The sequence below is a fragment of the Faecalibacterium tardum genome, assembly GCF_040096515.1.
Taxonomy (GTDB): domain Bacteria; phylum Bacillota; class Clostridia; order Oscillospirales; family Ruminococcaceae; genus Faecalibacterium; species Faecalibacterium tardum.
On the sequence record NZ_JBBMEO010000002.1, the window covers coordinates 97,782 to 122,384 of the forward strand.

The window sequence follows — 24,603 nt, forward strand, 5'->3', positions numbered from 1 at the left end:
TGCGAGGAGGGAAATGTTAAGGTATGATGATGCAGATCTCGGAACTTGTAAAAGCCCAGGGCGGTCTGGTACTGAGCAGGAAGGAAACTAAGGCTTCCGGAAACGGTGGCTGCCCGTACAAAAGGCTGACGCTCCGTGCATTGACAGAGGATGGAGAAATCGACAGCAGTGCTCTGGAGGACTTTTGCGCCAGTGAGACACTGAACCATGCTTGGTTTGCGTCCCCTGGAGATGTTGTGATACGACTCTTTTCACCGCTGTGCCCCGTAGTGATTGAAGAAGGGCAGGAAAAGCTGCTTGTTCCATCGCAGCTTGCCATCCTGAAGGTGAAGGACTGCACAATTCTGTTGCCAGAATTTTTGAAGATCTCACTTTCACAAAAAGAAATTCAGGAGAAAATTCGGAGAATCGAGAGCGGAACTACCCAACGAGTGGTAAAACTTGGTACCATTATGGAACTGCAGATTGAAGTTCCTGATAAGGAGACGCAGAGGCGGGTCGTTGAGATGGATACGCTTTGCCGCAAAAAGGAGCGAATGTACCTGAAACTGATGGAGCAGGAACGGCAGCTGACTGAAATTGCAATCAGGAAGATCATGGGAGGAACGTTGAGATGACGACGAAAAAAGATATTGAAAGCGCTTTGATGCGCGGCGCAGACACGCTGCGGGATACCATTGACGCCGCAAACTATAAGGATTACGTTCTGCCGGTGATGTTTGTCAAATACCTGAGCGATTCGTATACCGACGCAGTGGAAGAACTGAGCAAACAATACTCCGGTATCCGTCTGGAACGCCAGAAAAAATATCTGCCGTTCATGGTCGCAGAGGGGTGCTCATTCTATGATCTGTATCAGCAGCGCTTTGCTGACAATATCGGGCAGCTGATGAATGCGGCGATGCGGCAGATCGAGGCGGATAACAATCAGCAGCTTGCCGGTGTGCTGAGCGCAGTGGATTACAACAGTGAAAATGCGCTTGGTACCCGGGAACATAAAAATGCCATCCTCCGGGATTTGCTGGAGGATTTTGAACCTCTGGATCTTCGGCCGTCTGCGATCGAAGTCAAGGAAGGGCAGGTGCCTGCAGATGTGATCGGCGATGCGTATGAGTATATGATTGGCCAGTTTGCAAGCATGGCGGGCAAGAAGGCAGGGTCTTTCTATACTCCTGCGGCAGTTTCTGAGATCATGGCACGCATCGTGGACGTGCAGCCCGGGGAACGTGTCTACGACCCTACCTGCGGATCTGGCTCCCTGCTGATCAAAGCCGCAAAAAAGCAGAACAGCAAGGAAGTATCTATCTATGGGCAGGAGGTCAACGGTTCTTCAGTTGCCATGGCAAAGATGAATATGTACATCCACGAAATTCGGGATGCGAAGATCGGCTGGGGCGACACCCTTGCTAATCCGGTGTTTCTGGATGCAGACGGAAATCTGCTGCTGTTCGACGCCATTGTTGCCAATATGCCGTTCTCTAAGGACAAATGGGCATCCGGCTTCAACCCCGGCGGCGAATCCTCTGGAAAGGGTAAAAAAGAGTTCAAGATGGAGGCATCACTGGACAAATTCCATCGGTTTGACTGGGGCGTGCCGCCTGCAAGTAAGGGCGACTGGGCATTCCTGCTCCACATGATCGCCAGCCTGTCCGTAAACGGCCGGATCGCGGCGGTCGCACCGCATGGCGTACTGTTCCGTGGCGCGGCAGAGGGCAGAATCCGCCAGCGGGTGGTAGAAGAAAATCTGCTGGATACTGTGATCGGCCTCCCGGAGAACTTGTTCTATGGTACGTCCATCCCGGCGTGCATCCTTGTGTTCAAAAAGAACCGTCCTACCACGGATGTCCTGTTCATTGATGCCAGCAAAACGGATGAGGCAGGCAACCCGCGTTATATCAAGGCAACGAACCAGAATGAACTGGGGCAGGAGCATATCGACGCTATTGTAGACGCTTATCACAGCCGTACAGAGCAGCCCGGATTTGTGCATGTGGCAACGCGGGAGGAAATTCAGGAAAACGAATACAACCTGAACATCCCGCGCTATGTGGACACCTTTGAAGAGGAAGAGGTCGTGGATATCGCTGCTGTACAGGCAAATATCGCCCGCCTGAAACAGGAGATTGCCGAAGCAGAAGCAAAGATGGACGTGTACCTGAAAGAGCTGGGCCTGTAACAACGCAAAGAATAAGGAGGTCACACGATGACCGATTTGATTGAGTCGCGGATCAAGGCGATAAAAGAAGGAAAACTCCCAGAAGGCTATAAGCGCACCAAAGCGGGAATTATGCCTGTGGATTGGGATGGTACGATTCAGGCCAAAAAACTCTTTAAGAAACATACGGATAAAAAGCACGATGGAGACTTGGAAATACTGGCAGCTACACAAGAACGAGGAATTGTGCCAAGAAGTCAAATTGGAATTGACATTCAGTGTTCAGATGAAGGTGTAAAGGGATATAAGAAGGTTTCTAAAGGAGATTTTGTTATTAGTTTGCGTTCCTTCCAAGGCGGAATTGAATACTCGGAATATACTGGCATCATCAGCCCTGCATATACCGTCTTAAAACCTATAAAGGATATTTCAACGGGATTCTATCGGAATTATTTTAAGACGGATACGTTTATCAAACGATTGAATGGTGCGGTATACGGCATTCGAGATGGAAAACAAATCGGATACAGAGATTTTGGAGATATGTATGTTCATTGCCCTCCATTGGCAGAACAGGAACGCATTGCGGAAATTCTTATACAATGCGACCGTGTGATCGAGTTGAAAGAGCAGAAACTCGATGAGCTGAAACAACTGAAAAAAGAATTCCTGCGGAAAATGTTCCCCACAAAAGGCTGCGATACGCCGGAAATCCGCTTTCCAAGATTTACTGGTGCTTGGGAACAGCGTAAGTTGGGTGAAGTTATACGATTAAATGGACGAATTGGCTTTCGTGGTTATACAGAAAAGGATATTGTTTCAAAGGATGATGGGGGTGTTCTAACCTTTAGCCCTACAAATATTGTCGACAATAAGCTGACCACAAATTGCAAAAACACCTACATAACAAGATTCAAATATGATGAATCTCCAGAAATCAAAATTCACAATGGAGATATTCTTTTTGTGAAAACGGGTTCTACGCTGGGTAAAAGTGCCTTAGTGACAGGGCTTTCGGAAGATGCGACATTGAATCCACAGGTAGTTGTTATGCGTACCAACAATTTGAATGCAGAATTTTTAGCTGCAATGCTCGTAACAAACACAATTATTTCGCAAGTAAATTCGGCTAAAATAGGAGGAGCAGTTCCGACTTTGACAGAAACAAGAATCAAAGATTTTGATGTGGCTATTCCAGTATCTGAAGCAGAGAAAGAACAAATTGGGAAGTTCTTCGGTCAGCTCGACCGCCTTATCACCTTTCATCAGCGTGAGCTTGAAGAAACAAAAAAATACAAAAAAACATTGGCAAGACTGCTGCTGACCGGGATTGTCCGAGTGAAGGAATAACAACACAAAAAGCAGCCAGTGGAGTTTCCTGCAGGCAGCAGGACAGAGGAAAATGATATGCCGGACCACACGATTTTTAACGAACGCCCCGAGTCACAGGATCGGGCACTGAAAGTAATTGAACGATTGGGCTATACCATTGTGCCCCGCAGCGAGGCAGAACGGAAGCGCGGCTCCCGGAAAGCAGTGCTGTTTACGGAAGAATTGCAGGCATTTCTGAGCAAACAAACCTACCGATTTGGCAGTGAGACGAGGTACTTTTCTGGGGGCGCTATTGCCAGAGCGATGCAGGCGGTGGATCAGAACAGCGTGGCAGGGCTTTATGCCGCAAATAAGGAAATCTATGAATTGATCTGCGCTGGAAAGAGTATGGAGGAAGAACTCCCGGATGGCACCCGGCAGTCGTTTGATATCCAATATATCGACTTTGAACACCCGGGGAACAATACGTTTCAGGTGACCGACGAGTTCGAGGTGGAACGTCCGAACGGGAAATTTGTCCGTCCGGATCTTGTTGTGCTGGTAAACGGCATCCCGTTGGTCGTAATCGAATGTAAAAAATCCAGCGTGGATGTTATGGAAGGCGTGACGCAGAATATCCGGAACTGGGGCGAGGACTATATCCCGCATCTGTTCCGCTATGCACAGCTTGTTATGGCAATGAACCCGGATAAGGTGTTGTATGGCACCTGCGGTACACCGGCAAAATATTTTGTGTCCTGGCATGAGGATGACAAGGGCTGGCTGAACGACTGGTGCAGAAAATGCTCGCCGGATGGACAGATCCGGGAACAGGACCGTGCGCTGGTATCGTTGCTGTATCCGGAGCGGCTGCTGGACCTGATCCGCAACTTTATCATCTACGATAACAATGTGAAAAAGATCTGTAGATATAAGCAGTATTTTGCGGTTAAAAAGTGCATGGATCGCATTTTGCTGAGAGACAATGCGCACACCAGAAACGGTGTTGTCTGGCATACGCAGGGCAGTGGCAAAACGATCACGATGATTATGTTGACAAAGATGATCACCCGGGAGAGCATGAAACCCGAAAGCCAGATCCGGGAACCGCGGTTTATTATGGTCACGGATCGCGTCAATCTGGATAAACAGATCCGAGATAACTTTATCCATACCCAGATGAGTCCCCACCGAGCCAAAACCGGCAAGGGGCTGATCGAACTTTTGCAGGACAACAGCAATACGGTCATTACAGCACTGGTGAACAAGTTTGAAGCAGCAGTCAAGCAGGAATACTGCAATGATAGCAAAAATCTGTTTCTGTTCATCGATGAGGGACACAGAACGCAGTATGGAAAACTCAATCTCTACATGAACAAGGTGCTCCCGAATGCTGTCAAGATTGCCTTTACTGGCACACCACTGATCCAGAAGCAGCCGAAGGATACGAGTCGGAAGATTGTCCCGGCAAAGGACACCTATGCCAAGTTTGGCCCCCTGATTGACAAATACACCCTGCAGGATGCTATCGATGATAAAGTTACAGTGCCCATCGTGTACGAAGGTCGTGTGATTCCGCAAGAGGTCACAAGCCAGCAGATTAATGAACATCTGAAGCACATCACGGTGGGGCTGACCGAAGATGCCCGGAAGGATCTGGAAGTCAAATACAGCCGTTTTGTTACGCTGGCACAGACAGAACAGCGCCTGAACATGATTGCGTTCGATCTGCACGAGCATTTTGTCCATTATGTGCGGCCCAAGGGATTCAAAGCGATGTTGACATGCTCATCTCGCGCAGAGGCGGTCCAGCTGTTCTACAAACTCCGGGGTCTTGGAGGAATCACGCCGGCGGTAGTTATTACACCCAATTCTGCAAAAGAAGGCGATGATGAAACTAATACGCCGCAGTCTTTGAAGACCATTGCAGAGTTCTTTCGCAAAGAGGTCGATCCACTTTTCAAAAATAATTATGATGCCTATGAAGATTCGGTGACAGGACGCTTCACAGACCCAGACGGTGACGTGGATCTGCTGATTGTAAAGGACAAACTCCTTACCGGATTTGATGCTCCCATTGCCGCTGTGCTGTATGTGGATAAAAAATTGCAGGACCATACCCTTTTGCAGGCCATTGCACGTGTCAATCGCGTTTATACGGACAAGGATTTTGGTCTGGTCGTGGATTACATCGGCATTTTCAAAAAACTGAACTCAGCACTGGATCTTTATAGTGACGAGCAGTCCGGCATGAATCTGTTCGACCGCACAGAGATCCAATCGGCCATCGCAACGATCAACGACGAAAAGACGAAACTTGAAGCACTGTATCAGGAACTGTGGGACATCTTTGACGGGATTGACCGGAACGAAACCAGTGCGAATGTCTGGCAGGAACGGCTACGGGAGTATGATCTCCGTAGAGATTTTTACGAAAAGCTGTCTGCTTTTGCCAAGATGGTGGACTTTTTGTATTCCAGCTATGAGCTGTTTGAACAGGTCGGTTTTGAGCGAGCTGAAATGTATCGCAAAGATTACCTGTTCTTCAAAAAACTGAAAGACAGCGTGACGCTCCGTTTCAATGACAGTGTGGATTTTTCAAGATATGAAGACGGCATTCGTCAACTGCTCAACACCTATGTCCATGCGAAAGATGCAAAGACCCTGATTGAGCCGCTGGATATTACCAATAAGGAAAAAATGCAGGAACAGCTGGCCAGACTTGGATCTGACGAAGCAAAAGCCGAAGCCATCCAGACCCGTCAGGTCGAGGTCCTGGAGAGCCAGAGATATGTGGACCCCATTCGCTATATGACCTTTATGGAGCGGATTAATAAGACGCTTCAGGATTATCAGGAGGAAAGGAATGGTGAAAAATACCTATCAGCGATGGAAAAAATGGCTGAGGATTACCGGACTGGCCGCAGCTCGGTGGAATACCCGGAAAACATCGTGGATGATGGTGATGCAAAATCGTTTTACGGTGCAGTGTGTGCCGGAATCAAAAAATCTCTGGACGAGCAGGAGGCAGAGCCCTCCGAATCGTTGGGTAAGCTTGCGCTGGACATCAAAGCAATCATTGTGAGCCATGCGAAACGCGACTGGCGGGACAATGTGATCGTCCACAGGAACATGAAAAAGGCATTGGACGATTTGCTGTTTGACTACATGGAAGATCAAAAGCTGGACTGGCCCTTGGATACAATCGACATCATCATTGACGAGATCATGATGATTGCAAAGAAAGGCTATTGACAATGGAAACCATCAGCATAACACTGCCAACATTCGGAAGTGCAGTGACGGTCAACCTTGATCGAAAAAAAATGAAGACCTGCCGCCTGAAGGTCTATCCGAATCAGAAAATTGTGCTATCGCTGCCGCAATCCGCCCCCGACGCATGGGCGGAATCGTTCCTTATAGAAAAGAGCGGCTGGATCGAGTCGAAATTGCGATCTTTCCAAAAAACTGTCGGCTATGCCGCAACCAAAGAGATTCGGAACGGATACTCTATCCGGATGCTGGGCGAAGATATGATTTTTGCATTGTCACAGTGCGAAAAGGAATGTGTATATGCAGAGGGAAAGAAGATTCGTATCTGCTGTAAGTCACCCGAGGATCAGGCGCATGTAAAGCAGTTGTTTGAGGCGTGGTGGCGCAGGCAGGCGAAAGAGATCCTGCAGGAACGTGTGCATGTTTGGTATCCCATCGTAGAAAAATATGGTGTTGCAATGCCTGAATTATCGATCCGGAAGATGAAGACACTGTGGGGAAGTTGCAGCGTTGCACGACATGTGATAACCTTTAACTTCTATCTGATCAAGGCCAGAACGCCCTATATTGATTATGTGGTTCTGCATGAACTGGTGCATTTTCTATATCCGAACCACAGCAAGCAGTTCTATGCCTTTCTCTCCAACTATATGCCCGACTGGAAAGAACGCAAGCTCGTTCTAGATCAGGAGGTCGTACACGAATTATAATATTGCTAAACTTGAAAAATCCTTCCTTCAAAGAAAATTCAGCTCTCGAAGGTGAACCTTTGCATTTGCGCAGAATATTGCAAAGGTTGAGACGAATGTTCAGGTAAAGTGGGACGCATAATAGGTAGTTGCATCAAGAGCTGAAACACGCTATAATACAGTCAGAGGTTATTGCTCCGTGTGATACTATCCTGATACTAAAAAATCAGCAAGCCACATCTACCACGGCAATCTCATGGAAAAGTGAACATCCAAGAATAGACTTACTAAACAAATTTGATTAGTGAGGATCTTGACTTACCGAGCTCGAGTAATCCCCAACAGCACCATCACCCCGGAGGGTTCCGTGAAAACGAAACCTCCCGGGGTGTTTTTTATCTTCCAGCACGATCAAACAAGCCGTAACGTTCAAAGTATCTCCTGTATCAGCGCAAACTCTAAGCATTTTGACCGCAGTATTTTACACAAAAAGCCCGAAACCCCTTTCTTCTCTGCCTGCAGGGGAGTATAATAGAATCTGTTGTTTGCAAAATAGGAAAGGGGAAGTATCAACTATGGAATCGAAGCAGAGGCTTTTAGAGCCGCAGCTCGTCCAAACAGGAAGGGCAGATCAGTTCAGCCGCAAGGTGTTCTGCGATGGAATGCGGGATGGCGTGCCCATTGCGCTGGGCTATTTTGCGGTATCGTTTTCGTTGGGCATCGCAGCCCGCAAGGCGGGCTTTACGCCGTTTCAGGGATTTCTTGTCAGCCTGCTGAACAACGCCTCCGCAGGAGAATATGCCGCATTTGCGCTGATTATGGCAAATGCCACCTATTTTGAGGTGGCGGTCATCACCCTGATCGCCAATGCACGGTATCTACTGATGAGCTGCGCGCTGGCACAGCGCTTTGCGCCGGAAACACCCTTCTGGCATCGGCTGCTCATCGGCTATGACGTCACGGACGAGCTGTTCGGCATTACCATCGCCCGCCCGGGCAGCCTGAACCCGTACTATACCTATGGTGCTATCCTGTTGGCAGCACCTGCTTGGGCTTCCGGTACGGCGCTGGGCATTATAGCTGGTAATCTGCTGCCGCTGCGGGTGGTCAGCGCCCTGAGTGTGGCGTTGTACGGAATGTTTTTAGCCATCATCATCCCGCCGGCTCGCAAAGACCGGATCGTTGCGGTGCTGGTGGTCATCAGTTTTGCGCTGAGCTTTCTGTGCAGCTATCTGCCGGGCATCTCGGCGCTCTCCGAGGGCACTCGCACCATTCTTTTAACGGTGGCGATCTCCGGTGCGGCAGCGGTTTTGTTCCCGGTCAGGCAGGAGGAAAACGAAGATGACGCATAACAATTATATCTATATTGCGGTCATGGCGCTGGTATCCTATGCCATCCGCATCCTGCCGCTGACGCTGATCCGCAAGCCAATCAAAAACCGCTTTATCCAGTCGTTTTTATACTATGTGCCCTATGTGACGCTGGCCGTGATGACCTTTCCGGCCATCATTCAGGCAACGCAGAGCCCGGCAGCCGGTGCTGTTGCACTGGTAGTTGGCATTGCTGCCGCATGGTTTGGCGCAAGCCTGTTTCAGGTGGCTGCGGGCTGCTGTGCAGTGGTGTTCGTGCTGGAATTTTTTATCTGAGACCTTATAGCGGGGGAACAAAATGAAGAAGATCCTTGTAACCGGTGCAGGCGGCTTTGTGGGCTCCCGTGTGATGCAGCAATGGACGGGGCGGTACGACCTATGCACTTTTCCCAAAGGCTTTCTGGCAACAGCAGGGGAGGACGCCGTGCGGCAGGCTGTTTTGCAGCAGTGCCCGGATGTCATCCTGCACACCGCAGCCATTTCGGATACCGGCTACTGCGCCGATCACCCGGAGCAGGCTTACCGCGCCAATGTGGAGCTGCCGGTCTGGTTTGCCCGGGCGGCAGCTGAGACTGGCGCAAAACTGGTAGCCTTCAGTTCGGATCAGGTCTATGCAGGGGTGGAGCAGTCCGGCCCGCTGCCGGAAACTATTCCGTTACAGCCTGCCAATGTGTATGGGCAGGGCAAACTGGAAATGGAACAGCGGGTGCAGGCACTCTGCCCGAGCGCCGTGTTGCTGCGCGCCACATGGATGTACGACCTGCCGGGGTACCAGCTGCCCATCCGGGGCAACCTGCTGCTGAACCTTCTGCGTGCGGCACAGCGGGGAGAATCTGTCCGCTTTTCTGTCCAGGATTTCCGGGGCATCACCTATGTCCGTCAGGCGGTGGCGCTGCTGGAGCCCGCCCTGACCCTGCCCGGCGGGGTCTACAACTTTGGCAGCGAAAATACCAAAAACATGGTGCTGACCGCCCGGCAGTTTGCTGAGACGCTGGGAATCATGGTCGATATTCAGGAAGCTGACTGGGCACGGAATCTTGCAATGGATTGCAGCAAGCTGCGGGCGCAGGGCATCGTATTTGATACCACACAGACCGGTCTTACGCGTTGTCTGCGAGATTATGGACTGCTCTGACCACAGAGAAGCAAATTTTTCCGTATCGCACAAAAAACAGAGAAAAGCACAAAAAAAGCAGGGGATTCTGTATGCTGCCAGCAACATCAGGCAGGATAAATCATGCAGAAACCCTGCTTTTTTGCTTGTCTGCCGGAGAAAAGTTCGATTATAGAATGCAGCAATTTTTCATATAAAAGTCATACTTATTTTACATCTTATCTGCATTTTGCTATAATATTTTCGCTTTTTTGCAAAGCATCCGAACCGCATAAACCTTTAAAATCTTGAGGAGAGTGGAATTTTTGAAGGAAGTCAAGCTTGAAGAAGCGGCTTATCAGTTTGAAGCCAAAATGTCCCTGCGTCAGGCCATCCCGCTGGGCTTGCAGCATGTCTGCGCCATGTTCGTGGGCAACCTGACCCCGCTGCTGATCATTACCAGCGCCTGCGGCATTGCAGGCGGCGAGTTTGCAGACTTGCAGGTCACCCTGCTGCAGAGCGCCATGTTCGTGGCAGGTATCGTCACGCTGGTGCAGCTGTTTACCATCGGACCCGTGGGCGGCGCAGTGCCTATCATCATGGGCACCAGCTCCGGCTTTATTGGCGTGTTCAACAGCGTTGTGGGCACGATGGGCGGCGGTGTGCTGGCCTATGGTGCGATTATGGGCGCCTCCATCATCGGCGGTATTTTTGAAAGCGTGCTGGGCTTCTTCCTGAAGCCGCTGCGCAGGTTCTTCCCGCCGGTGGTCACCGGCACGGTGGTGCTTTCCATCGGCCTTTCGCTGATCTCGGTGGGCATCAACTCCTTCGGCGGCGGCAACAAAGCCAAGGACTTCGGCTCTGTGGAGAACCTGCTGCTGGCGCTGTTTGTACTGATAGTCATCCTGTTCTTCAAGCACTGGACCACCGGTTTTCTCAGTTCCTCTGCCATTCTTATCGGCATTCTGGCCGGTTATGTGGTTGCTTTCATCATGGGGCTGGTACTGCCCACCACTGGCGTGACTGCTGATGGCGTAGAGTTCACCAAGGCATGGGTACTCAACTGGAGCAAGGTGGCGCAGGCTTCCTGGTTCGCAGTACCCAAGCTGATGCCGGTCAAGGTGGTATTTGACGCCCGTGCGATCCTGCCGGTGCTGATCATGTTCATCGTTACCGCAGTGGAGACTGTGGGCGATATCTCCGGCGTGATGGAGGGCGGCATGAACCGTGAGCCCTCTGATAAGGAGCTGTCCGGCGGCGTCATCTGTGATGGCCTCGGCTCTACCTTTGCCGCACTGTTCGGCGTGCTGCCCAATACCTCCTTCAGCCAGAACGTGGGTCTGGTGGCCATGACCAAGGTGGTTAACCGTATGGCACTGGCCTCCGGTGCCGTGTTCCTGATCCTCTGCGGCCTGATCCCAAAGCTGGGCGCGCTGATTTCCATCATGCCGCAGGCCGTTCTGGGCGGTGCTGCCGTTATGATGTTCTCTTCCATCGTGGTCAGCGGCATCCAGCTGATCACCAAGGAAAAGATGACTCCGCGTCACCTGACCATCGTGTCTGTGGCACTGGGCGTGGGCTATGGCATGGGTGCCAACAGCGGCATTCTGGCACAGGCTCCGCAGGCCTTCCAGCTGATCTGCGGCGAGTCCGGCATTGTTCCGGCCGCCTTTGTGGCAATTCTGCTGAACGTGCTGCTGCCCAAGAACGATATGGCAGAATAAATTTTAACTTTTTTGCCGGGCAAGGGCTTCCAGCTGCTGCAACACCTCCGGGATGTCTGCATCCAGCAGCTCTGCGCTGTCCGCAATGTAGACCGTGCGCACCTGCGCAGGGTACTTTTTAAGCAGCACGTTGCCGCCTTTGTTTTCCGGCAGGGTGAGCAGTTCCGAAAAGAAACTGCTTCCAAACAGAACGGGACTTCCAACAAGAGGTGTCGGGTCGTTATCGGCCACGGCTCCCAGACGGAAGATTTCCCGTTCTGTTTCTTTTTGCCATTCTGTTTGGGATGACTGTTCGTGGCAAAAGCGCTCTGTCATAGTTTCTACCGTCTCCCGGCGCAGCAGGGGCTGATCCCCGGGCAGAAATATACAGCCGCTAAGCTCCGGCTGCTGCTCCAGCAGTGCCGAAAGGCCCAGTCGAACGGTATCATTGCGGCCGGGCAGACTGTGCAGCAGCACCGGGACGCCGTGCGCCCTGCACAACGCCTGCACCTCTTCCGAGCGGGTCACTACGATGCGGGCAGCGATACCGGGTGTGGCGGTGGCGTCAAAAGCACGGCAGAGCATGGGCTGCCCGCAAAAATCTGCCAGCAGCTTGTTTGCGCCAAACCGGCGGCTCAACCCGGAGGCCATGATCACGCAGCCGACCGTAAGCGACTTCTTCATACAAAAACACCCCTTCAGCAGCATTTTATAATAGTATTATACCGAAAGCTGTGATAAAATAAAAGCAGAGATATCGCAGCGATAGAAAAGAGAGGTACTGCACATGATGACGATCCGAGAATACAAGCGGGCAGAAAGTCTGGAGGAAGCGTGGCAGCTGAACCAGAAAAAGCCAAATCGCATTTTGGGCGGCATGATCTGGCTGAAGATGGAAACCATCAATGTCGGCACCGCCATCGACCTTTCCGGTCTGGGACTGGATACCATTGAGGAGACCGAGGATAGTTTTTCCATCGGCGCTATGGTCACCCTGCGCCAGCTGGAACAGCATCCGGGGCTTGCCGCCTACACCCACGGTGCCATGCGTGAGGCTGTGCGCCATATCGTGGGCGTACAGCTGCGCAATCTGGCAACGGTGGGCGGCAGCATTTACAGCCGGTTCGGCTTTTCGGATGTACTGACCATGTTCCTTGCCATGGATTGTGATGTAGAACTGTACAAGGGCGGCATTCTGCCTTTGCAGGAATATGCCCAGCGCCCCTACGACCGGGACATTCTGGTGCGGCTGATCGTAAAAAAGACACCGATGCAGCTTTATTACCAGTCGGTGCGCAACAGCCAGACCGATATCCCGGTGCTGACCTGTGCCGCTGCCCGGATGGAGACCGGAGATTACCGCATCGTCATCGGTGCGCGTCCGCTGCGCGCCGTGCGGTTCGAGCTCCCGGCAGAGCCTGCCCTTGCGGCAGAACAGCTTGCCGCACAGTTTGCCGAAAGCGTAAAGGCGCAGATTGTTACCGGCTCCAATATGCGCGGCAGCGCCGAATACCGCAGGCATCTGGCGGGCGTGCTGACAAAGCGCGCGGTGCTGGAGCTGGAACAGCGTAAAATGCAGGAGGAAAAGTAAATGCAGATCACACTTACATTGAACGGCGTCCGGGTATCCGAGGAGATCGCCCCGGATATGCTTTTGATCGATTTTGTCCGTGCACACGGCTGCAAGAGCGTTAAGCGCGGCTGCGAGACCTCCAACTGCGGTCTGTGCACGGTGTTCATGGACGATAAGCCCGTGCTGTCCTGCTCGGTGCTGGCAGCCCGCGCCGATGGACATAAGATCACTACGCTGGAGGGCTTGCAGGAGGAGGCCGCTGAGTTTGGTGCCTTTATTGCTGATCAGGGCGCAGAGCAGTGCGGCTTCTGCAACCCTGGCTTTATTATGAATGCGCTGGCTTTATTCCGGGAGCAGCCGTACCCCACTGAAGAGCAGGTGAAGGAATACCTTGCCGGAAACCTGTGCCGCTGCTCCGGCTACGAAGGCCAGCTGCGCGGCATTATGAGCTTTCTGGCATGGAAAAAGCAGAAGGAGGGCGTACAGTGAAAACCGTCAACAAACCGTTCCGCAAAAAAGACGCGATGCAGTTGGTCACCGGCCAGCCTGTCTATATGGATGATCTCATCCCGCAGGACTGCCTGATCGTCAAGTTGCTGCGCTCGCCCTATGCAAACGCCATTGTCCGCACCATCAACACCGCCGTTGCCAAAAAAGTGCCCGGCATCGAAGCTATCTTCACTTGGGAGGATGTGCCGCAGGACGCCCGCCGCTACACGCAGGCCGGCCAGACCTACCCGGAAGCCAGCCCCTACGACCGTCTGCTGATCGATCGCCACGTCCGCTTTGTGGGAGACGTGGTGGCCATCGTAGCCGGTAAGGACGAAAAGTGCGTGGACAAGGCGCTCAAGCTCATTAAAGTGGATTATGAGGTGCTGGAAGCCGTGCTGGATTTCCACACCGCAAAGGATAATCCTATCCTTGTGCACCCGGAGGACAACTGGGAGAGCCTTGCCCCCGTGGGTGCCGACAATAAGCGCAACCTCTGCGCTCATGATGAATGCGGCAACGGTGATATCGACGCTGTGCTGGCCGGGTGTGATGTGGTCATCGACCATGTGTACCACACCAAGGCCTGCCAGCAGGCCATGATGGAGACCTTCCGTACCTATTGCTCCATCGATACTTACGGCCGGCTGAATGTGCTCAGCTCTACCCAGATCGTTTTCCACGCACGCCGCAACATCGCCAATGCACTGCACATCCCAAAATCCATGGTGCGTGTTTCCAAGCCCCGCATCGGCGGCGGCTTTGGTGCAAAGCAAACCGCTGTCAGTGAGGTATACCCGGCTTTTGTCACATGGATGACTAAAAAGCCCTCCAAACTCATCTTCAGCCGCGTTGAAAGCCAGACGGCTTCTTCGCCGCGCCATGAGATGGAAATGCACGTCCGTCTGGGTGCGACCAAGGACGGTATTGTGAAGGGCATTGACCTGTACACCCTGTCTAACACCGGCGCTTACGGCGAGCATGGCCCCACTACCGTGGGTCTGTCCGGTCACAAGTCCATCCCGCTGTACGGTAAGGCGGATGCCTTCCGCTTTGTCAGCGATGTGGTGTATACCAACCACATGTCTGCCGGTGCGTACCGCGGCTATGGTGCTACGCAGGGTCTGTTTGCGGTGGAGTCTGCCGTCAACGAGCTGGCACACAAGCTGAACATGGACCCCATTGCGCTGCGCCTGAAGAACACCGTGCAGGAGGGCGATGTGATGCCCGCCTACTACGGCGCTGTAAATACCAGCTGCGCACTGGACCGGTGCGTACTCAAAGTGCGCGAGATGATCGACTGGGAGCACAAGTACCCCGCCCGGGATATGGGCAACGGCAAGATCCGTGCCGTAGGCATGGGTATGGCCATGCAGGGCTCCGGTATCTCCGGCATGGACGTGGGCAGCGCTACCCTCAAGCTGAATGATGACGGCTTCTATACCCTGATGATCGGTGCAGCCGATATGGGCACGGGCTGCGACACCACGCTGGCACAGATCGCCGCCGAGGTGCTGGACTGCCCGCTGGATAACATTACCGTCTTTGGTGCGGATACGGATTCCTCTCCCTATGATTCCGGCTCCTATGCTTCCAGCACAACCTATGTCACCGGCAAGGCCACTGAGAAGTGCGCCATGAAGCTGCGGGAACAAATCTGCAAACTGGGCGCAGAGCTGCTGGGCTGCCCGGCGGATGCCGTGGAGTTTGACGGCAAGGTCGTGTTTGAAAGCGCCGATCCCACCCGCCAAAAGACCCTGTCCGAGATTGCCTTTGCTTCCCAGTTCGGTCATAAAATCCCGCTGGAATTCACCGAGACTCACACCTCGCCTTTGTCGCCGCCGCCGTATATGGTGGGCGCTGCCGAAGTAGAGGTTGATACCGAGACCGGTGAGGTGAAGGTGCTGGAATTTGACGCCTGTGTGGACTGCGGCACCCCCATAAACCCCAACCTGACCCGTGTGCAGGCAGAGGGCGGCATTCTGCAGGGCATCGGTATGACCCTGACTGAGAACATCACCTACGACAAAAACGGCTACCCGGAGGAGAACTCTCTGTTCCAGTACAAGATCCCTGCCCGCAACGATATCGGCCACATCCATGTGGAGTTTGAGAATAGCTACGAGCCCAACGGCCCCTTTGGCGCAAAGTCCATCGGTGAGGTGGTTATCAATACGCCGCTGCCCGCCATCTCGGACGCCATCTACAACGCCATCGGCACCCGCTTCTACGAGCTGCCCATTACCCCGGAGCAGATTGCCATGGCAGTTGCAGCCAAGCAGTAAAAGCAGATGCTGAACGAAAAAGAGCTTCCGTTTCTGGCAGAGAAGGGGCATATCGTTTCTCTGGTAGGCGGCGGGGGAAAAACGACCCTGCTGTATGCCATGGCAGACCACTGTGCCCGTAAGGGCTGGCGGGTGCTTGTGATCACGACTACCCATATCCGTCAGCCTGCTGCCTGCTATGCACCGGATAAAGCGGCTCTTTCTGCCCTATGGCAGACGGGTCACTACGTAGTGATTGGCACCCCGGCAGAAAACGGGAAGCTGACCCTGCCGCCGCCGCAGCTTTTGCGCCGGATGGCACAGGCAGATGCGGTATTCGTTGAGGCGGACGGGGCAAAGCACTACCCCTGCAAGCTCCCGGCGGCGCACGAGCCGGTGCTGCTGCCCCAAAGCGATATTGTTTTGGCGGTAGCAGGGCTTTCGGCGCTGGGTAAGCCCCTGCGAGAGGTCTGCTTCCGCTACGATACCATCCGTCCGCAGTTTTTAGCAGTTGCGCCGGATGCGCCCCTTACGCCGCCCATGCTGGCACAGCTGCTTGCAAGCACGCAGGGGGGCCGCAAGGCGGTGGGAGACCGGCAGTTTTACGCCGTACTCAATCAGGCCGATACACCGGAATTGCAGCAGCAGGGCATACAAATACAACAGCTTTTGCGTCAGCAGGACATTCCGTGCGTACTGACGCATTTTAAAGAGGAAGAACGTGCATGAGCAAGGAAGATAAGATCGTATTCTGTACCGGGGGCGGCTGCACCGCAAAGCTGGGTGCCGGGGTGCTGAGCCGTATTCTGGAAAAGCTGCCCCGGGGCGAAAAAGACCCGGATCTTCTGGTCGGATACGACAGCCGGGATGATGCCGCAGTCTACCGCATTACGGACAACATTGCACTGGTGCAGACTGTGGACTTTTTTCCGCCGATGGTGGACGACCCCTACACCTTTGGGCAGATCGCAGCCACGAACGCTCTGAGTGATGTTTATGCCATGGGCGGCGAGGTAAAGACTGCCTTAAATCTGGTCTGCTTCCCGGAGGATATGGATCTGAACGTGCTGGGCGAGATTTTGCGCGGCGGTGCTGAAAAGGTGGCAGAAGCGGGCGGCAGTCTTGCAGGCGGGCATTCCATTGCGGACAGCGGGGTGAAATACGGTCTTTCCGTGACCGGCCTTGTTGACCCGCACCGGATGTACACGAATGACACCGGCGTGCCCGGTGATAAGCTGGTATTGACCAAGGCTTTGGGTGTGGGTCTGCTGTGTACGGCAAACCGCGTAGGCGAGGCCGCCCCGGAGGAGATGGAAGCCGCCATCCGCTCCATGACCACCCTGAACAAAACGGCGGCAGAGATCAGCCGCAAATACCGTGTCCATGCCGCTACGGATGTGACCGGCTTCAGCTTTCTCGGCCATCTGCACGAGATGATGGGCGGCAAGCTTTCCTGCATCATCCATGCAAATGCCGTGCCGGTGTTGCCGGGCGCAGAAAAGGCAGCCGATGCGTTTTTGTACACCGCCGCCGGGCAGCGCAACCGCAACCATACCGGGCCATTCGTCCGGTTTAAAAACGTAAGCTTTGCCATGGAGGAAGTTCTGTTCGACCCGCAGACCTCCGGCGGGCTGCTGCTGGCGGTAGACCCGGCGGATGTAGCGGCACTGGAACAAGAACTGCGCGCCGCAGGTCTGCCCGCAAGCATTGTGGGAAAGATCCTGCCGAAACAGGAAATTGAGATCACCGTAACAGACAAATGAGAGGAGTAATCAGCATGGCAGAATTTATCAAAGTGGATGCGCTGGGCGATGCCTGTCCGCTGCCTGTCGTCAAAGCGAAAAAGGCCATTTCCGAGCTGCAGGGCGCGGGACAGGTGGAAGTGCTGGTGGACAACGAGATCGCTGTGCAGAACCTGACCAAGATGGCACAGCAGAAGGGCTATCAGTACAGCGCCGAAAAGCTGGAGGAGCGCAAATACCGTGTGCTGTTCACGCTGGGCAAAGTAGAAAGCGCACCGGCAGAGCAAGCCCCTGTCTGCGTACCGGATGCCCGCACGGATACGGTGGTGGCTATTTCCGCTGCCGTTATGGGCGAGGGCAGCGAGGAACTGGGCAAGACCCTGCTCAAAGCCTTTGTGTTCGCACTGACCCAGCAGGACAAGCTGCCCAAGACGATCCTGTTCTATAATGGCGGCGCAGCGCTGACCTGTGAAGGCTCTGCCATGCTGGAGGATCTTAAGGCATTGGAAGCACAGGGCGTGGAGATCCTGACCTGCGGTACCTGCCTGAACTTCTACGGCCTTACCGAGAAGCTGGCTGTGGGCAGCGTGACCAATATGTACACCATTGCCGAAAAGCTGACACAGGCAGGGAACGTGGTAAAGCCGTGATTTATTTTGACAACGCAGCCACCACCCTGCATAAACCACCGCAGGTGGAACAGGCTATTGTGGAGGCACTGCATACGGCTGGCAATCCCGGGCGCGGCGCACACGAGCCTACGCTTCACGCCGCACGGGTCGTGCTGGATACCCGTCTGGCGCTGGCAGAACTTTTCCATGCGCCAGACCCTTCCTGCATCTTTTTTGCCGCCAATGCAACCATGGCGCTGAACACAGTGCTGAACGGCGTGCTGCATCCGGGTGACCATGTGATCACAACGGTATGCGAGCATAACTCCGTTCTGCGCCCGCTGTACCGGCTGCGGGCGCAAAGGGTAGAGGTCTCCTTTACAGGCGTGGATGCAGCTGCCCGGCTGTGCTACGACCAATGGGAAGTATTGCTGCGTCCCACGACCCGGGCACTGGTGGTGACGGGAGCTTCCAATGTGACCGGCAACGGCATAGACCTTGCCCGCGCAGCGGACTTTGCGCACCGGCACGGTCTAGCGCTGATCGTGGACGCAGCCCAGACCGCAGGTGCGCAGCCCATTGATGTGCAGCAGCTGGGCATTGATGCTCTCTGCTTTACCGGGCACAAGGCGCTTTTGGGGCCGCAGGGCACCGGCGGCGCTTATGTGCGCCCCGGCCTGTGTGTTGCGCCGCTCCTTGTGGGTGGCAGCGGTGTGCACAGCTTTGACGAAACGCACCCATTGCAGATGCCCACCGCACTGGAGGCTGGCACACTGAACGTACACGGCCTTGCCGGGCTGTGTGCCGGTGTACAATGGCTGCTGGAACAGGGCGTAGAAAACCTTGCTGCCCGGGAAGCCGCCCTTGCCCGCCTGTTTTATGAGCAGGTGCGCACTGCGCCGGGCGTAACAGTGTATGGTGATATGACCATGCAGCCCCGTGCGCCCATTGTAGCGCTGAATATCGGGCAAGAGGATTCTGCCCGGGTGGCAGATATCTTGTGGGAGGACTATGGCATCTGCGTGCGTGCCGGAGCGCACTGTGCTCCGCTGATGCACAAGGCGCTTGGCACTGTGGAGCAGGGCGTAGTACGGTTCAGCTTTTCCCATTTCAATACGGAGCAGGAGGTGCAGCGGGCAGCGCAGGCGGTCTGCGCACTTGCCCGGGAACTTTTATGCGAATAAAACGAAGCTATATTGTGCTTTCCTTCCGTACCACTTTAGAGGCTATGGAGTGGGAAAAGCAATGCCATGCCAGACAGGTGCCCGGGCGTCTGATCCCGCTGCCGCGTGAGATCTCGGCGGGGTGCGGGCTTGCATGGCGTATGCTGCCGGAGGACTGGCAAAGCTGGCAGGCAGCACTGGATCAAACACAGTTTGATAAGGTAACGCCTGTGGAGCAATAACAGAGGGAGAAAAACACCAATGAACAGACAAACGCTTGCAGACGTTCTGCAAGATACAAACCAGACCGGCAGCTATACGCTGGCTACTGTGCTGGAAGGCGCAGAGGCGGGCAGTCAGCTGCTGCTGCGGGACGGAGATGCCCTATGGCAGACCCGGAGCGCCGAGCTTTTGCAGCGGCAGCTTGCCGTCCTGCAAGCCTGTACCGCCACGGGCTTTCTTACGCTGGACGGGCGGCAGGTATTTGCCGAGCGCTTTGGTGCTGTGCCGCAGCTGGTAGTCTGCGGCGGCGGTCATGTGGCGGCTGCTCTTGTAAAGCAGGCAAAGCTTCTCGGTCTGCCGGTGCTTGCCATAGACGACCGGGAGGAATTTGCCCAACAGCTGCGCGCCGCCGGAGCGGATACCGTGCTTTGTGCCCCATTTGCACAGGCACTTCAAAATGTGCCCGGCGGGGCAGAGACCTATTTTGCAGTGCTGACCCGCTCCCACGCCTTTGATTTGGATTGTCTTACCCAGATTTTGCAAAAACCTGCGGCCTATGTAGGCATGATGGGCAGCCGCGGACGTGCCGCATTGGTGCGCCGTCAGCTGCTGGAGGCCGGGTTGGACAACCAGCGGATCAATGCACTCTGCGCGCCCATTGGCCTTGCCATCGGGGCGCAGACGGCTGCGGAGATCGCGCTTTCCATTCTGGCGCAGATCGTGCAGGTCAAGAATGCCCGCCCACAGACCGAGGGCTATCCCATCACCTTGCTGGATGCGATAGTGCAGGCAGAAAAAGCCAGCACCCCGGCGGTGTTGGCTACCATTGTTACGCGGCACGGCTCCACTCCGCGGGATGTGGGCGCAAAGATGCTCATTATGCCCGATGGCCGTACAGTTGGCAGCGTGGGCGGCGGTATTATGGAGCATTACACGGTACAGGCTGCTCAGAAGCTGTTGGCACAGGCTGCGCCCGTTCTGCAATGCCTGCAGCTTTCGGCTGACGGCAAAAACGAGGATGCGGCCATTGCTGCCTGTGGCGGTTCCATGGAGGTGCTGTTGCAGACACTTTTCCCCGGGGAGGAAGCAAAATGAAAAAGGATGCCTTGATCATCGTACGCGGCGGCGGCGACCTTGCCACTGGAACCATCCACCGGTTGTGGAGCGCTGGGCTGCGGGTGCTGGTACTGGAAACGACACAGCCCGCGGCCATCCGCCGTCAGGTGGCTCTGTGTGAAGCAGTGTATGAAGGCGAAACAACTGTTGAGGGTCTGCGCGCTGTCCGCATTGAAACATTAGAGCAGGCGCAGTCCGTCTGGGCGCAGAGCGCTGTTCCGGTGCTCATTGACCCGGAGGGAGCCTGTATTGCCCGGGCAAAGCCTGATGTTGTGGTAGATGCCATTCTGGCTAAGCGCAACCTTGGCACCCGCCGGAATATGGCACCGCTGACCATTGCCCTTGGCCCAGGCTTTGTTGCTGGGCAGGACGTGGACGCCGTGGTGGAGACCAAACGCGGCCACCGGCTGGGCAGGATCATTCGGGAGGGAAGCGCTATCCCCAATACCGGCATCCCCGGCGTTATTGGCGGGTACGGTGCAGAGCGGGTGATCCATGCACAGGCCAACGGCGTTTTTATGAATGTGCGCAAGATCGGCGATTTAGTAGAGAAGGGTGAAGTTATTTCCACCATCCGCACCCCGGAGGGGAAAGATATCCCGGTCACTGCACAAATTTCCGGTATTCTGCGCGGATTGCTGCGCAGCGGCTATCCGGTCACACCGGGCTTTAAGATTGCGGATATCGACCCCCGGCGGAAGGAGCTTTCCAACTGCTTTCTGATCTCGGATAAATCCCGCTGTATTGCCGGCAGTGTACTGGAGCTTGTCTGTGCGCAGGTGTGGCAGTAAAACCTATATAAAAATAACCCCTGCCGTTTTGCGGAAAGGTCTGCAAATACGGCAGGGGTTTTATGATTCTATGTTAGTTGCGATAGCAGCGGTCCTGCCCTACAAGCCAGTTTTCGCACAGGCGCTGGGCTTCCTCAAGACTGCGGCTCTCGCAGTCAAAGAATGCACCGCGCATAGAGCAGTAGGAGTAGTGCACCTTAGAAACACCGTTGCCATCCTTGAAGCGCTCGTATCGTTCTTCACCGGGCATCAGAAAAAGCTGTTCCATGGTTCCTTCTCCTTTGTTTTCAAGCAGTATAAACGGCCGCCGGGCGGCGGCACACAACGCTTGCTATTGTATCACGATGGAGATCGGTTTGCCATTGTCTTTTTATCCAAAGATACGCCAGCTTTTTCTCTGCGGTTGTGTCAAAGAAGGGCTTGACAAATCATTCATGCAAACTGCGTTCCTTTTCCAGCGCTGCTTTCATGCCGTGGATACGCCCCAGTGCATAGGAGAGCATTGCTGCGCACAACAGGTTCAGCCAGCCGCAGCGAGCTTGATTTAGAGAGTTCGTTATGCCAAGAATCAGGTTTGCCAGACAGATCAGGGAAAGCATCCGGTCGATACGGCTCAGATGCGTCAGACGGGAGTCGATATCCGAGAGCAGCTCAAAGCTGCCAAGCTCCGCTTTCCGACGGAAGTACACCCAGTTGACACAGCCACCGATATACTCTGCACCCAGCTCCTTTACAAAGGCGCGGTAATCGCTGCTGGGGTTCATCTCCAAGCGGATGATAAATTCGCCCGGTTCGCAGCGTACAAAGGTATAAAAGGAAAACCCGGTATTGTCCAGTACCCAGCCCTCCTGCGCCATCTCGTTCAGCCAGCGCTCTTCTTTTTCAAAATCCCACACAAAGAAAAGTTTGAAAACGGTTTTCTTTTCCCTCATAAGGCTTCCTCCTTCAGGATGCTCTCACCATTTGCCACAAGCTGCTGCAAGCGGGCAAGCTCATGCTTTAAAACCTGTACACCTTCTGCGGTAAGCTGGTATTCCTTTTTGCGGCTGCCGCTCTCGGCAGGCAGGGGACGGATCCAGCCTTTATCGCACAGGGAGGTCAATGCACCATACAGTGTCCCGGCGGCAAGATGGACTCTGCCGCCGGAAAGCTGCTCTGTCTGCTGCATGATGCCATAGCCGTGCTGTGGATGGTAAAGAGACAACAGGATGTAATAGGTCGATTCGGTCAATGCAAGGTTTTCCATACTGAAATACTCCATGGATTCTATCGGACGTCTTTATATCGTCAACCGATATATCGCACTTAAAGTATATCGCCTCACGATATACTTTGTCAAGTGTTTTCAGAAAAAAGTCATCAAAATGCTTTAAGACACAGTTCGTATGGAAAAACCGATGGAATGTAGGAAAATATTTTGTGCACTTTTCATAGTTTTCTTCTGAAGATTTTGGTGGTACAATATAGTCATCAAATTCTGCAATTCGGGAGGAGCTCCATGGCGGAAAAGTGTATTGAACTGGATAGTGTAGAGATCGCAGCGGCTGTTTTTGGCAACTGTGATCGGAATATTCGCTTGTTGGAAAAAGAGTTTTCAGTCACCGCTGTCTGCCGCGGTACACAGCTGCGCATTTCCGGCGAGCCTGCCAACGTGGCCGCTGCGAACCGCGCCGTGGAGGGAATGCTGCTTCTGATCGAGAACCGCACCCCGCTGGAGGATCAGACCGTGCACTACTGCATCAGTCTGGCGCATGATGGCGCGGAGAAGCGGGTAAAGGAGCTGACAGAGGATTTTGTTACTGTCACGGTCAAGGGACGCCCGATCCGTCCCAAAACGCTGGGACAGAAGGAATACCTGAGCGCCATCCGTTCCAATGCCATTACCTTCGGTGTCGGCCCGGCGGGTACTGGCAAGACCTATCTGGCCGTAGCCATGGCGGTAAAAGCCTTTAAGGCCAAGGAGGTCTCCCGTATCATCCTGACCCGCCCGGCGGTGGAGGCAGGGGAGAAGCTGGGCTTTCTGCCCGGTGACCTGCAGCAGAAGGTAGATCCCTATCTGCGGCCGCTGTACGACGGCCTGTTTGATATGCTGGGCGCAGAGACCTACGAGCGTCTGGTGGAAAAGCAGATCATCGAGGTGGCACCGCTAGCCTATATGCGCGGGCGCACACTGGATGATTCCTTTATCATTCTGGACGAGGCGCAGAACACCACACCGGAGCAGATGAAAATGTTCCTTACCCGTATGGGCGTAGGCTCTAAGGTGGTCGTTACCGGCGATGTGACCCAGATCGATTTACCGGGCAGCACCCGCAGCGGTCTGGTGGACGCGCTAAAGGTGCTGAAGGATGTGAACGGCATTGCACAGTGCTACTTTACCGATAAGGACGTTGTGCGTCACCGGCTGGTGCAGGAGATCGTTAAGGCTTACGAGCGTGCCGCCCATCCGGCTGCCGAAGCGGAAAATAAAGAAAACAAAAAGAATTTTAAGTAACCCTTTGAAAGGAGTGGACCGATATGTCCAACAAAGTTTTGATCACCAACTCCCAGAAAGCTGTCAAGGTGCCCTCTGGGCTCCGCATCCTCATCCGCCGTGCCTGCAATGCCGTGCTGGAATATGAGCATTTCGACCGCCCCGCCGAGATCAGCGTTACCTTTGTGGACAACGCTGCCATTGCCGAGCTGAATAACCAGTACCGCAACAAGCCCATGCCCACCGATGTGCTGAGCTTTCCTCTGGGCGAGAACGGCAAGTATGATATCGACGAGAATAATGGCTGCATGATGCTGGGCGATATCGTCATCAGCATGGAGCGTGCCATGGAGCAGGCGAATCTGTATGGGCATCCGCTGCAGCGGGAGGTAGCCTTTTTGACCGTTCACTCCATGCTGCATCTGCTGGGCTACGACCACGAAAACGGCGGTCTGGAAGCCATGCGTATGCGCGAAAAGGAAGAGGCTGTGCTGCTGCAGCTGGGTCTGCCCCGCACGGTCAGCTACACGGAATGATATTTCTTCACTGCAACAGAACATAAAA

General features: G+C 54.2%; 25 protein-coding genes. 21 read left to right on the plus strand and 4 right to left on the minus strand.

All coding sequences use genetic code 11. The features are described 5' to 3' along the window. Nucleotides 1-23 precede the first annotated feature (23 nt). The 9 genes from WMO44_RS02710 to WMO44_RS02750 all read left to right on the plus strand — a co-directional run bounded on the left by WMO44_RS02710 (nt 24) and on the right by WMO44_RS02750 (nt 11,616). Complete coding sequence (locus WMO44_RS02710; RefSeq protein ID WP_097838611.1) at nt 24-617, plus strand: restriction endonuclease subunit S domain-containing protein; 594 nt, start codon at nt 24-26, stop codon at nt 615-617. Further along, nucleotides 614-2,176, plus strand: coding sequence for a type I restriction-modification system subunit M (locus WMO44_RS02715; RefSeq protein WP_349151660.1), 1,563 nt, complete (start codon nt 614-616; stop codon nt 2,174-2,176). The genes WMO44_RS02710 and WMO44_RS02715 overlap by 4 nt, the downstream gene beginning before the upstream one ends. A gap of 27 nt (nt 2,177-2,203) precedes the next feature. Next, on the plus strand, nt 2,204-3,505 hold the full coding sequence (locus WMO44_RS02720; RefSeq protein ID WP_349151661.1) for a restriction endonuclease subunit S: 1,302 nt from the start codon (nt 2,204-2,206) through the stop codon (nt 3,503-3,505). 57 nt (nt 3,506-3,562) lie between these two features. Next, nucleotides 3,563-6,721 (plus strand): type I restriction endonuclease subunit R, encoded by a 3,159-nt coding sequence (locus tag WMO44_RS02725; RefSeq protein ID WP_349151662.1) that lies wholly within the window; start codon nt 3,563-3,565, stop codon nt 6,719-6,721. Between the two features lie 2 nt (nt 6,722-6,723). Further along, nucleotides 6,724-7,449 (plus strand): M48 family metallopeptidase, encoded by a 726-nt coding sequence (locus WMO44_RS02730; protein ID WP_349151663.1) that lies wholly within the window; start codon nt 6,724-6,726, stop codon nt 7,447-7,449. A gap of 554 nt (nt 7,450-8,003) precedes the next feature. Then, nucleotides 8,004-8,780: an AzlC family ABC transporter permease gene (locus tag WMO44_RS02735; RefSeq protein WP_118657591.1), complete on the plus strand. Its 777-nt coding sequence runs from the start codon at nt 8,004-8,006 to the stop codon at nt 8,778-8,780. Continuing rightward, complete coding sequence (locus WMO44_RS02740) at nt 8,770-9,075, plus strand: AzlD domain-containing protein (RefSeq protein WP_005925791.1); 306 nt, start codon at nt 8,770-8,772, stop codon at nt 9,073-9,075. The genes WMO44_RS02735 and WMO44_RS02740 overlap by 11 nt, the downstream gene beginning before the upstream one ends. 22 nt (nt 9,076-9,097) lie before the next feature. Beyond that, nucleotides 9,098-9,934 carry an SDR family oxidoreductase gene (locus WMO44_RS02745; RefSeq protein WP_349151664.1) on the plus strand — a complete coding sequence of 279 codons (837 nt, stop codon included), beginning with the start codon at nt 9,098-9,100 and terminating at the stop codon, nt 9,932-9,934. Nucleotides 9,935-10,266: 332 nt separating this feature from the next. Further along, nucleotides 10,267-11,616, plus strand: a complete 1,350-nt coding sequence (locus WMO44_RS02750; RefSeq protein WP_349151755.1) for a uracil-xanthine permease family protein — start codon at nt 10,267-10,269, stop codon at nt 11,614-11,616. A gap of 3 nt (nt 11,617-11,619) precedes the next feature. On the opposite strand, the gene WMO44_RS02755 is transcribed toward WMO44_RS02750, so the two are convergent. Then, the gene (locus tag WMO44_RS02755; RefSeq protein ID WP_349151665.1) at nt 11,620-12,279 is read right to left on the minus strand and encodes a nucleotidyltransferase family protein; all 660 of its coding nucleotides are present in this window, start codon (nt 12,277-12,279) and stop codon (nt 11,620-11,622) included. Nucleotides 12,280-12,382: 103 nt separating this feature from the next. Between WMO44_RS02755 and WMO44_RS02760 the strand changes: the two genes are divergently transcribed. The 10 genes from WMO44_RS02760 to yqeB are packed head-to-tail and all read left to right on the plus strand — an operon-like array spanning nt 12,383 to nt 21,566. Further along, nucleotides 12,383-13,186, plus strand: a complete 804-nt coding sequence (locus tag WMO44_RS02760; protein ID WP_349151666.1) for an FAD binding domain-containing protein — start codon at nt 12,383-12,385, stop codon at nt 13,184-13,186. Then, nucleotides 13,187-13,657: a (2Fe-2S)-binding protein gene (locus tag WMO44_RS02765; RefSeq protein ID WP_055184347.1), complete on the plus strand. Its 471-nt coding sequence runs from the start codon at nt 13,187-13,189 to the stop codon at nt 13,655-13,657. Next, nucleotides 13,654-15,942, plus strand: coding sequence for a xanthine dehydrogenase family protein molybdopterin-binding subunit (locus tag WMO44_RS02770; RefSeq protein ID WP_349151667.1), 2,289 nt, complete (start codon nt 13,654-13,656; stop codon nt 15,940-15,942). Before WMO44_RS02765 ends, WMO44_RS02770 begins: the two co-directional genes overlap by 4 nt. Before the next feature lie 6 nt (nt 15,943-15,948). Further along, a complete protein-coding gene (gene yqeC, locus WMO44_RS02775) occupies nt 15,949-16,650 on the plus strand; it encodes a selenium cofactor biosynthesis protein YqeC (RefSeq protein WP_349151668.1) in 702 nt (233 codons plus the stop codon). Beyond that, nucleotides 16,647-17,684, plus strand: coding sequence for a selenide, water dikinase SelD (selD, locus tag WMO44_RS02780; protein ID WP_349151669.1), 1,038 nt, complete (start codon nt 16,647-16,649; stop codon nt 17,682-17,684). The genes yqeC and selD overlap by 4 nt, the downstream gene beginning before the upstream one ends. A gap of 14 nt (nt 17,685-17,698) precedes the next feature. Next, the gene (yedF, locus tag WMO44_RS02785) at nt 17,699-18,313 is read left to right on the plus strand and encodes a sulfurtransferase-like selenium metabolism protein YedF (RefSeq protein WP_349151670.1); all 615 of its coding nucleotides are present in this window, start codon (nt 17,699-17,701) and stop codon (nt 18,311-18,313) included. Continuing rightward, on the plus strand, nt 18,310-19,458 hold the full coding sequence (locus WMO44_RS02790; RefSeq protein WP_349151671.1) for an aminotransferase class V-fold PLP-dependent enzyme: 1,149 nt from the start codon (nt 18,310-18,312) through the stop codon (nt 19,456-19,458). Before yedF ends, WMO44_RS02790 begins: the two co-directional genes overlap by 4 nt. Beyond that, nucleotides 19,449-19,679 (plus strand): putative Se/S carrier protein, encoded by a 231-nt coding sequence (locus tag WMO44_RS02795; RefSeq protein WP_349151672.1) that lies wholly within the window; start codon nt 19,449-19,451, stop codon nt 19,677-19,679. The genes WMO44_RS02790 and WMO44_RS02795 overlap by 10 nt, the downstream gene beginning before the upstream one ends. Nucleotides 19,680-19,698: 19 nt before the next feature. Further along, nucleotides 19,699-20,754 (plus strand): XdhC family protein, encoded by a 1,056-nt coding sequence (locus WMO44_RS02800; protein WP_349151673.1) that lies wholly within the window; start codon nt 19,699-19,701, stop codon nt 20,752-20,754. Next, nucleotides 20,751-21,566, plus strand: a complete 816-nt coding sequence (yqeB, locus tag WMO44_RS02805; protein ID WP_349151674.1) for a selenium-dependent molybdenum cofactor biosynthesis protein YqeB — start codon at nt 20,751-20,753, stop codon at nt 21,564-21,566. The genes WMO44_RS02800 and yqeB overlap by 4 nt, the downstream gene beginning before the upstream one ends. Nucleotides 21,567-21,639: 73 nt before the next feature. On the opposite strand, the gene WMO44_RS02810 is transcribed toward yqeB, so the two are convergent. The 3 genes from WMO44_RS02810 to WMO44_RS02820 all read right to left on the minus strand — a co-directional run bounded on the left by WMO44_RS02810 (nt 21,640) and on the right by WMO44_RS02820 (nt 22,812). Next, nucleotides 21,640-21,834: a DUF3873 family protein gene (locus tag WMO44_RS02810; RefSeq protein WP_349151675.1), complete on the minus strand. Its 195-nt coding sequence runs from the start codon at nt 21,832-21,834 to the stop codon at nt 21,640-21,642. Between the two features lie 160 nt (nt 21,835-21,994). Next, on the minus strand, nt 21,995-22,498 hold the full coding sequence (locus WMO44_RS02815) for a DUF2812 domain-containing protein (RefSeq protein WP_349151676.1): 504 nt from the start codon (nt 22,496-22,498) through the stop codon (nt 21,995-21,997). After that, a complete protein-coding gene (locus WMO44_RS02820) occupies nt 22,495-22,812 on the minus strand; it encodes a PadR family transcriptional regulator (protein WP_055184367.1) in 318 nt (105 codons plus the stop codon). The genes WMO44_RS02815 and WMO44_RS02820 overlap by 4 nt, the downstream gene beginning before the upstream one ends. Before the next feature lie 252 nt (nt 22,813-23,064). On the opposite strand from WMO44_RS02820, the gene WMO44_RS02825 reads away from it, so the two are divergent. Then, entirely contained in the window at nt 23,065-24,060 is a 996-nt protein-coding gene (locus tag WMO44_RS02825; protein ID WP_097780335.1) for a PhoH family protein, read from the plus strand. A gap of 23 nt (nt 24,061-24,083) precedes the next feature. Then, the gene (ybeY, locus tag WMO44_RS02830; RefSeq protein ID WP_005925846.1) at nt 24,084-24,575 is read left to right on the plus strand and encodes an rRNA maturation RNase YbeY; all 492 of its coding nucleotides are present in this window, start codon (nt 24,084-24,086) and stop codon (nt 24,573-24,575) included. The last annotated feature ends 28 nt before the right edge of the window (nt 24,576-24,603 follow it).

Coding starts and splice junctions, on each gene's coding strand:
- WMO44_RS02825 (WP_097780335.1), top strand. CDS start 23,065: ATGGCGGAAAAGTGTATTGAACTGGATAGTGTAGAGATCGCAGCGGCT.
- yedF (WP_349151670.1), top strand. CDS start 17,699: ATGGCAGAATTTATCAAAGTGGATGCGCTGGGCGATGCCTGTCCGCTG.
- WMO44_RS02815 (WP_349151676.1), bottom strand. CDS start 22,498: ATGAGGGAAAAGAAAACCGTTTTCAAACTTTTCTTTGTGTGGGATTTT.
- WMO44_RS02795 (WP_349151672.1), top strand. CDS start 19,449: ATGCGAATAAAACGAAGCTATATTGTGCTTTCCTTCCGTACCACTTTA.
- WMO44_RS02730 (WP_349151663.1), top strand. CDS start 6,724: ATGGAAACCATCAGCATAACACTGCCAACATTCGGAAGTGCAGTGACG.
- WMO44_RS02720 (WP_349151661.1), top strand. CDS start 2,204: ATGACCGATTTGATTGAGTCGCGGATCAAGGCGATAAAAGAAGGAAAA.
- WMO44_RS02735 (WP_118657591.1), top strand. CDS start 8,004: ATGGAATCGAAGCAGAGGCTTTTAGAGCCGCAGCTCGTCCAAACAGGA.
- yqeC (WP_349151668.1), top strand. CDS start 15,949: ATGCTGAACGAAAAAGAGCTTCCGTTTCTGGCAGAGAAGGGGCATATC.
- WMO44_RS02765 (WP_055184347.1), top strand. CDS start 13,187: ATGCAGATCACACTTACATTGAACGGCGTCCGGGTATCCGAGGAGATC.
- WMO44_RS02715 (WP_349151660.1), top strand. CDS start 614: ATGACGACGAAAAAAGATATTGAAAGCGCTTTGATGCGCGGCGCAGAC.
- WMO44_RS02725 (WP_349151662.1), top strand. CDS start 3,563: ATGCCGGACCACACGATTTTTAACGAACGCCCCGAGTCACAGGATCGG.
- WMO44_RS02745 (WP_349151664.1), top strand. CDS start 9,098: ATGAAGAAGATCCTTGTAACCGGTGCAGGCGGCTTTGTGGGCTCCCGT.
- WMO44_RS02750 (WP_349151755.1), top strand. CDS start 10,267: ATGTCCCTGCGTCAGGCCATCCCGCTGGGCTTGCAGCATGTCTGCGCC.
- WMO44_RS02710 (WP_097838611.1), top strand. CDS start 24: ATGATGATGCAGATCTCGGAACTTGTAAAAGCCCAGGGCGGTCTGGTA.
- WMO44_RS02810 (WP_349151675.1), bottom strand. CDS start 21,834: ATGGAACAGCTTTTTCTGATGCCCGGTGAAGAACGATACGAGCGCTTC.
- WMO44_RS02820 (WP_055184367.1), bottom strand. CDS start 22,812: ATGGAAAACCTTGCATTGACCGAATCGACCTATTACATCCTGTTGTCT.
- selD (WP_349151669.1), top strand. CDS start 16,647: ATGAGCAAGGAAGATAAGATCGTATTCTGTACCGGGGGCGGCTGCACC.
- ybeY (WP_005925846.1), top strand. CDS start 24,084: ATGTCCAACAAAGTTTTGATCACCAACTCCCAGAAAGCTGTCAAGGTG.
- WMO44_RS02760 (WP_349151666.1), top strand. CDS start 12,383: ATGATGACGATCCGAGAATACAAGCGGGCAGAAAGTCTGGAGGAAGCG.
- WMO44_RS02800 (WP_349151673.1), top strand. CDS start 19,699: ATGAACAGACAAACGCTTGCAGACGTTCTGCAAGATACAAACCAGACC.
- yqeB (WP_349151674.1), top strand. CDS start 20,751: ATGAAAAAGGATGCCTTGATCATCGTACGCGGCGGCGGCGACCTTGCC.
- WMO44_RS02740 (WP_005925791.1), top strand. CDS start 8,770: ATGACGCATAACAATTATATCTATATTGCGGTCATGGCGCTGGTATCC.
- WMO44_RS02755 (WP_349151665.1), bottom strand. CDS start 12,279: ATGAAGAAGTCGCTTACGGTCGGCTGCGTGATCATGGCCTCCGGGTTG.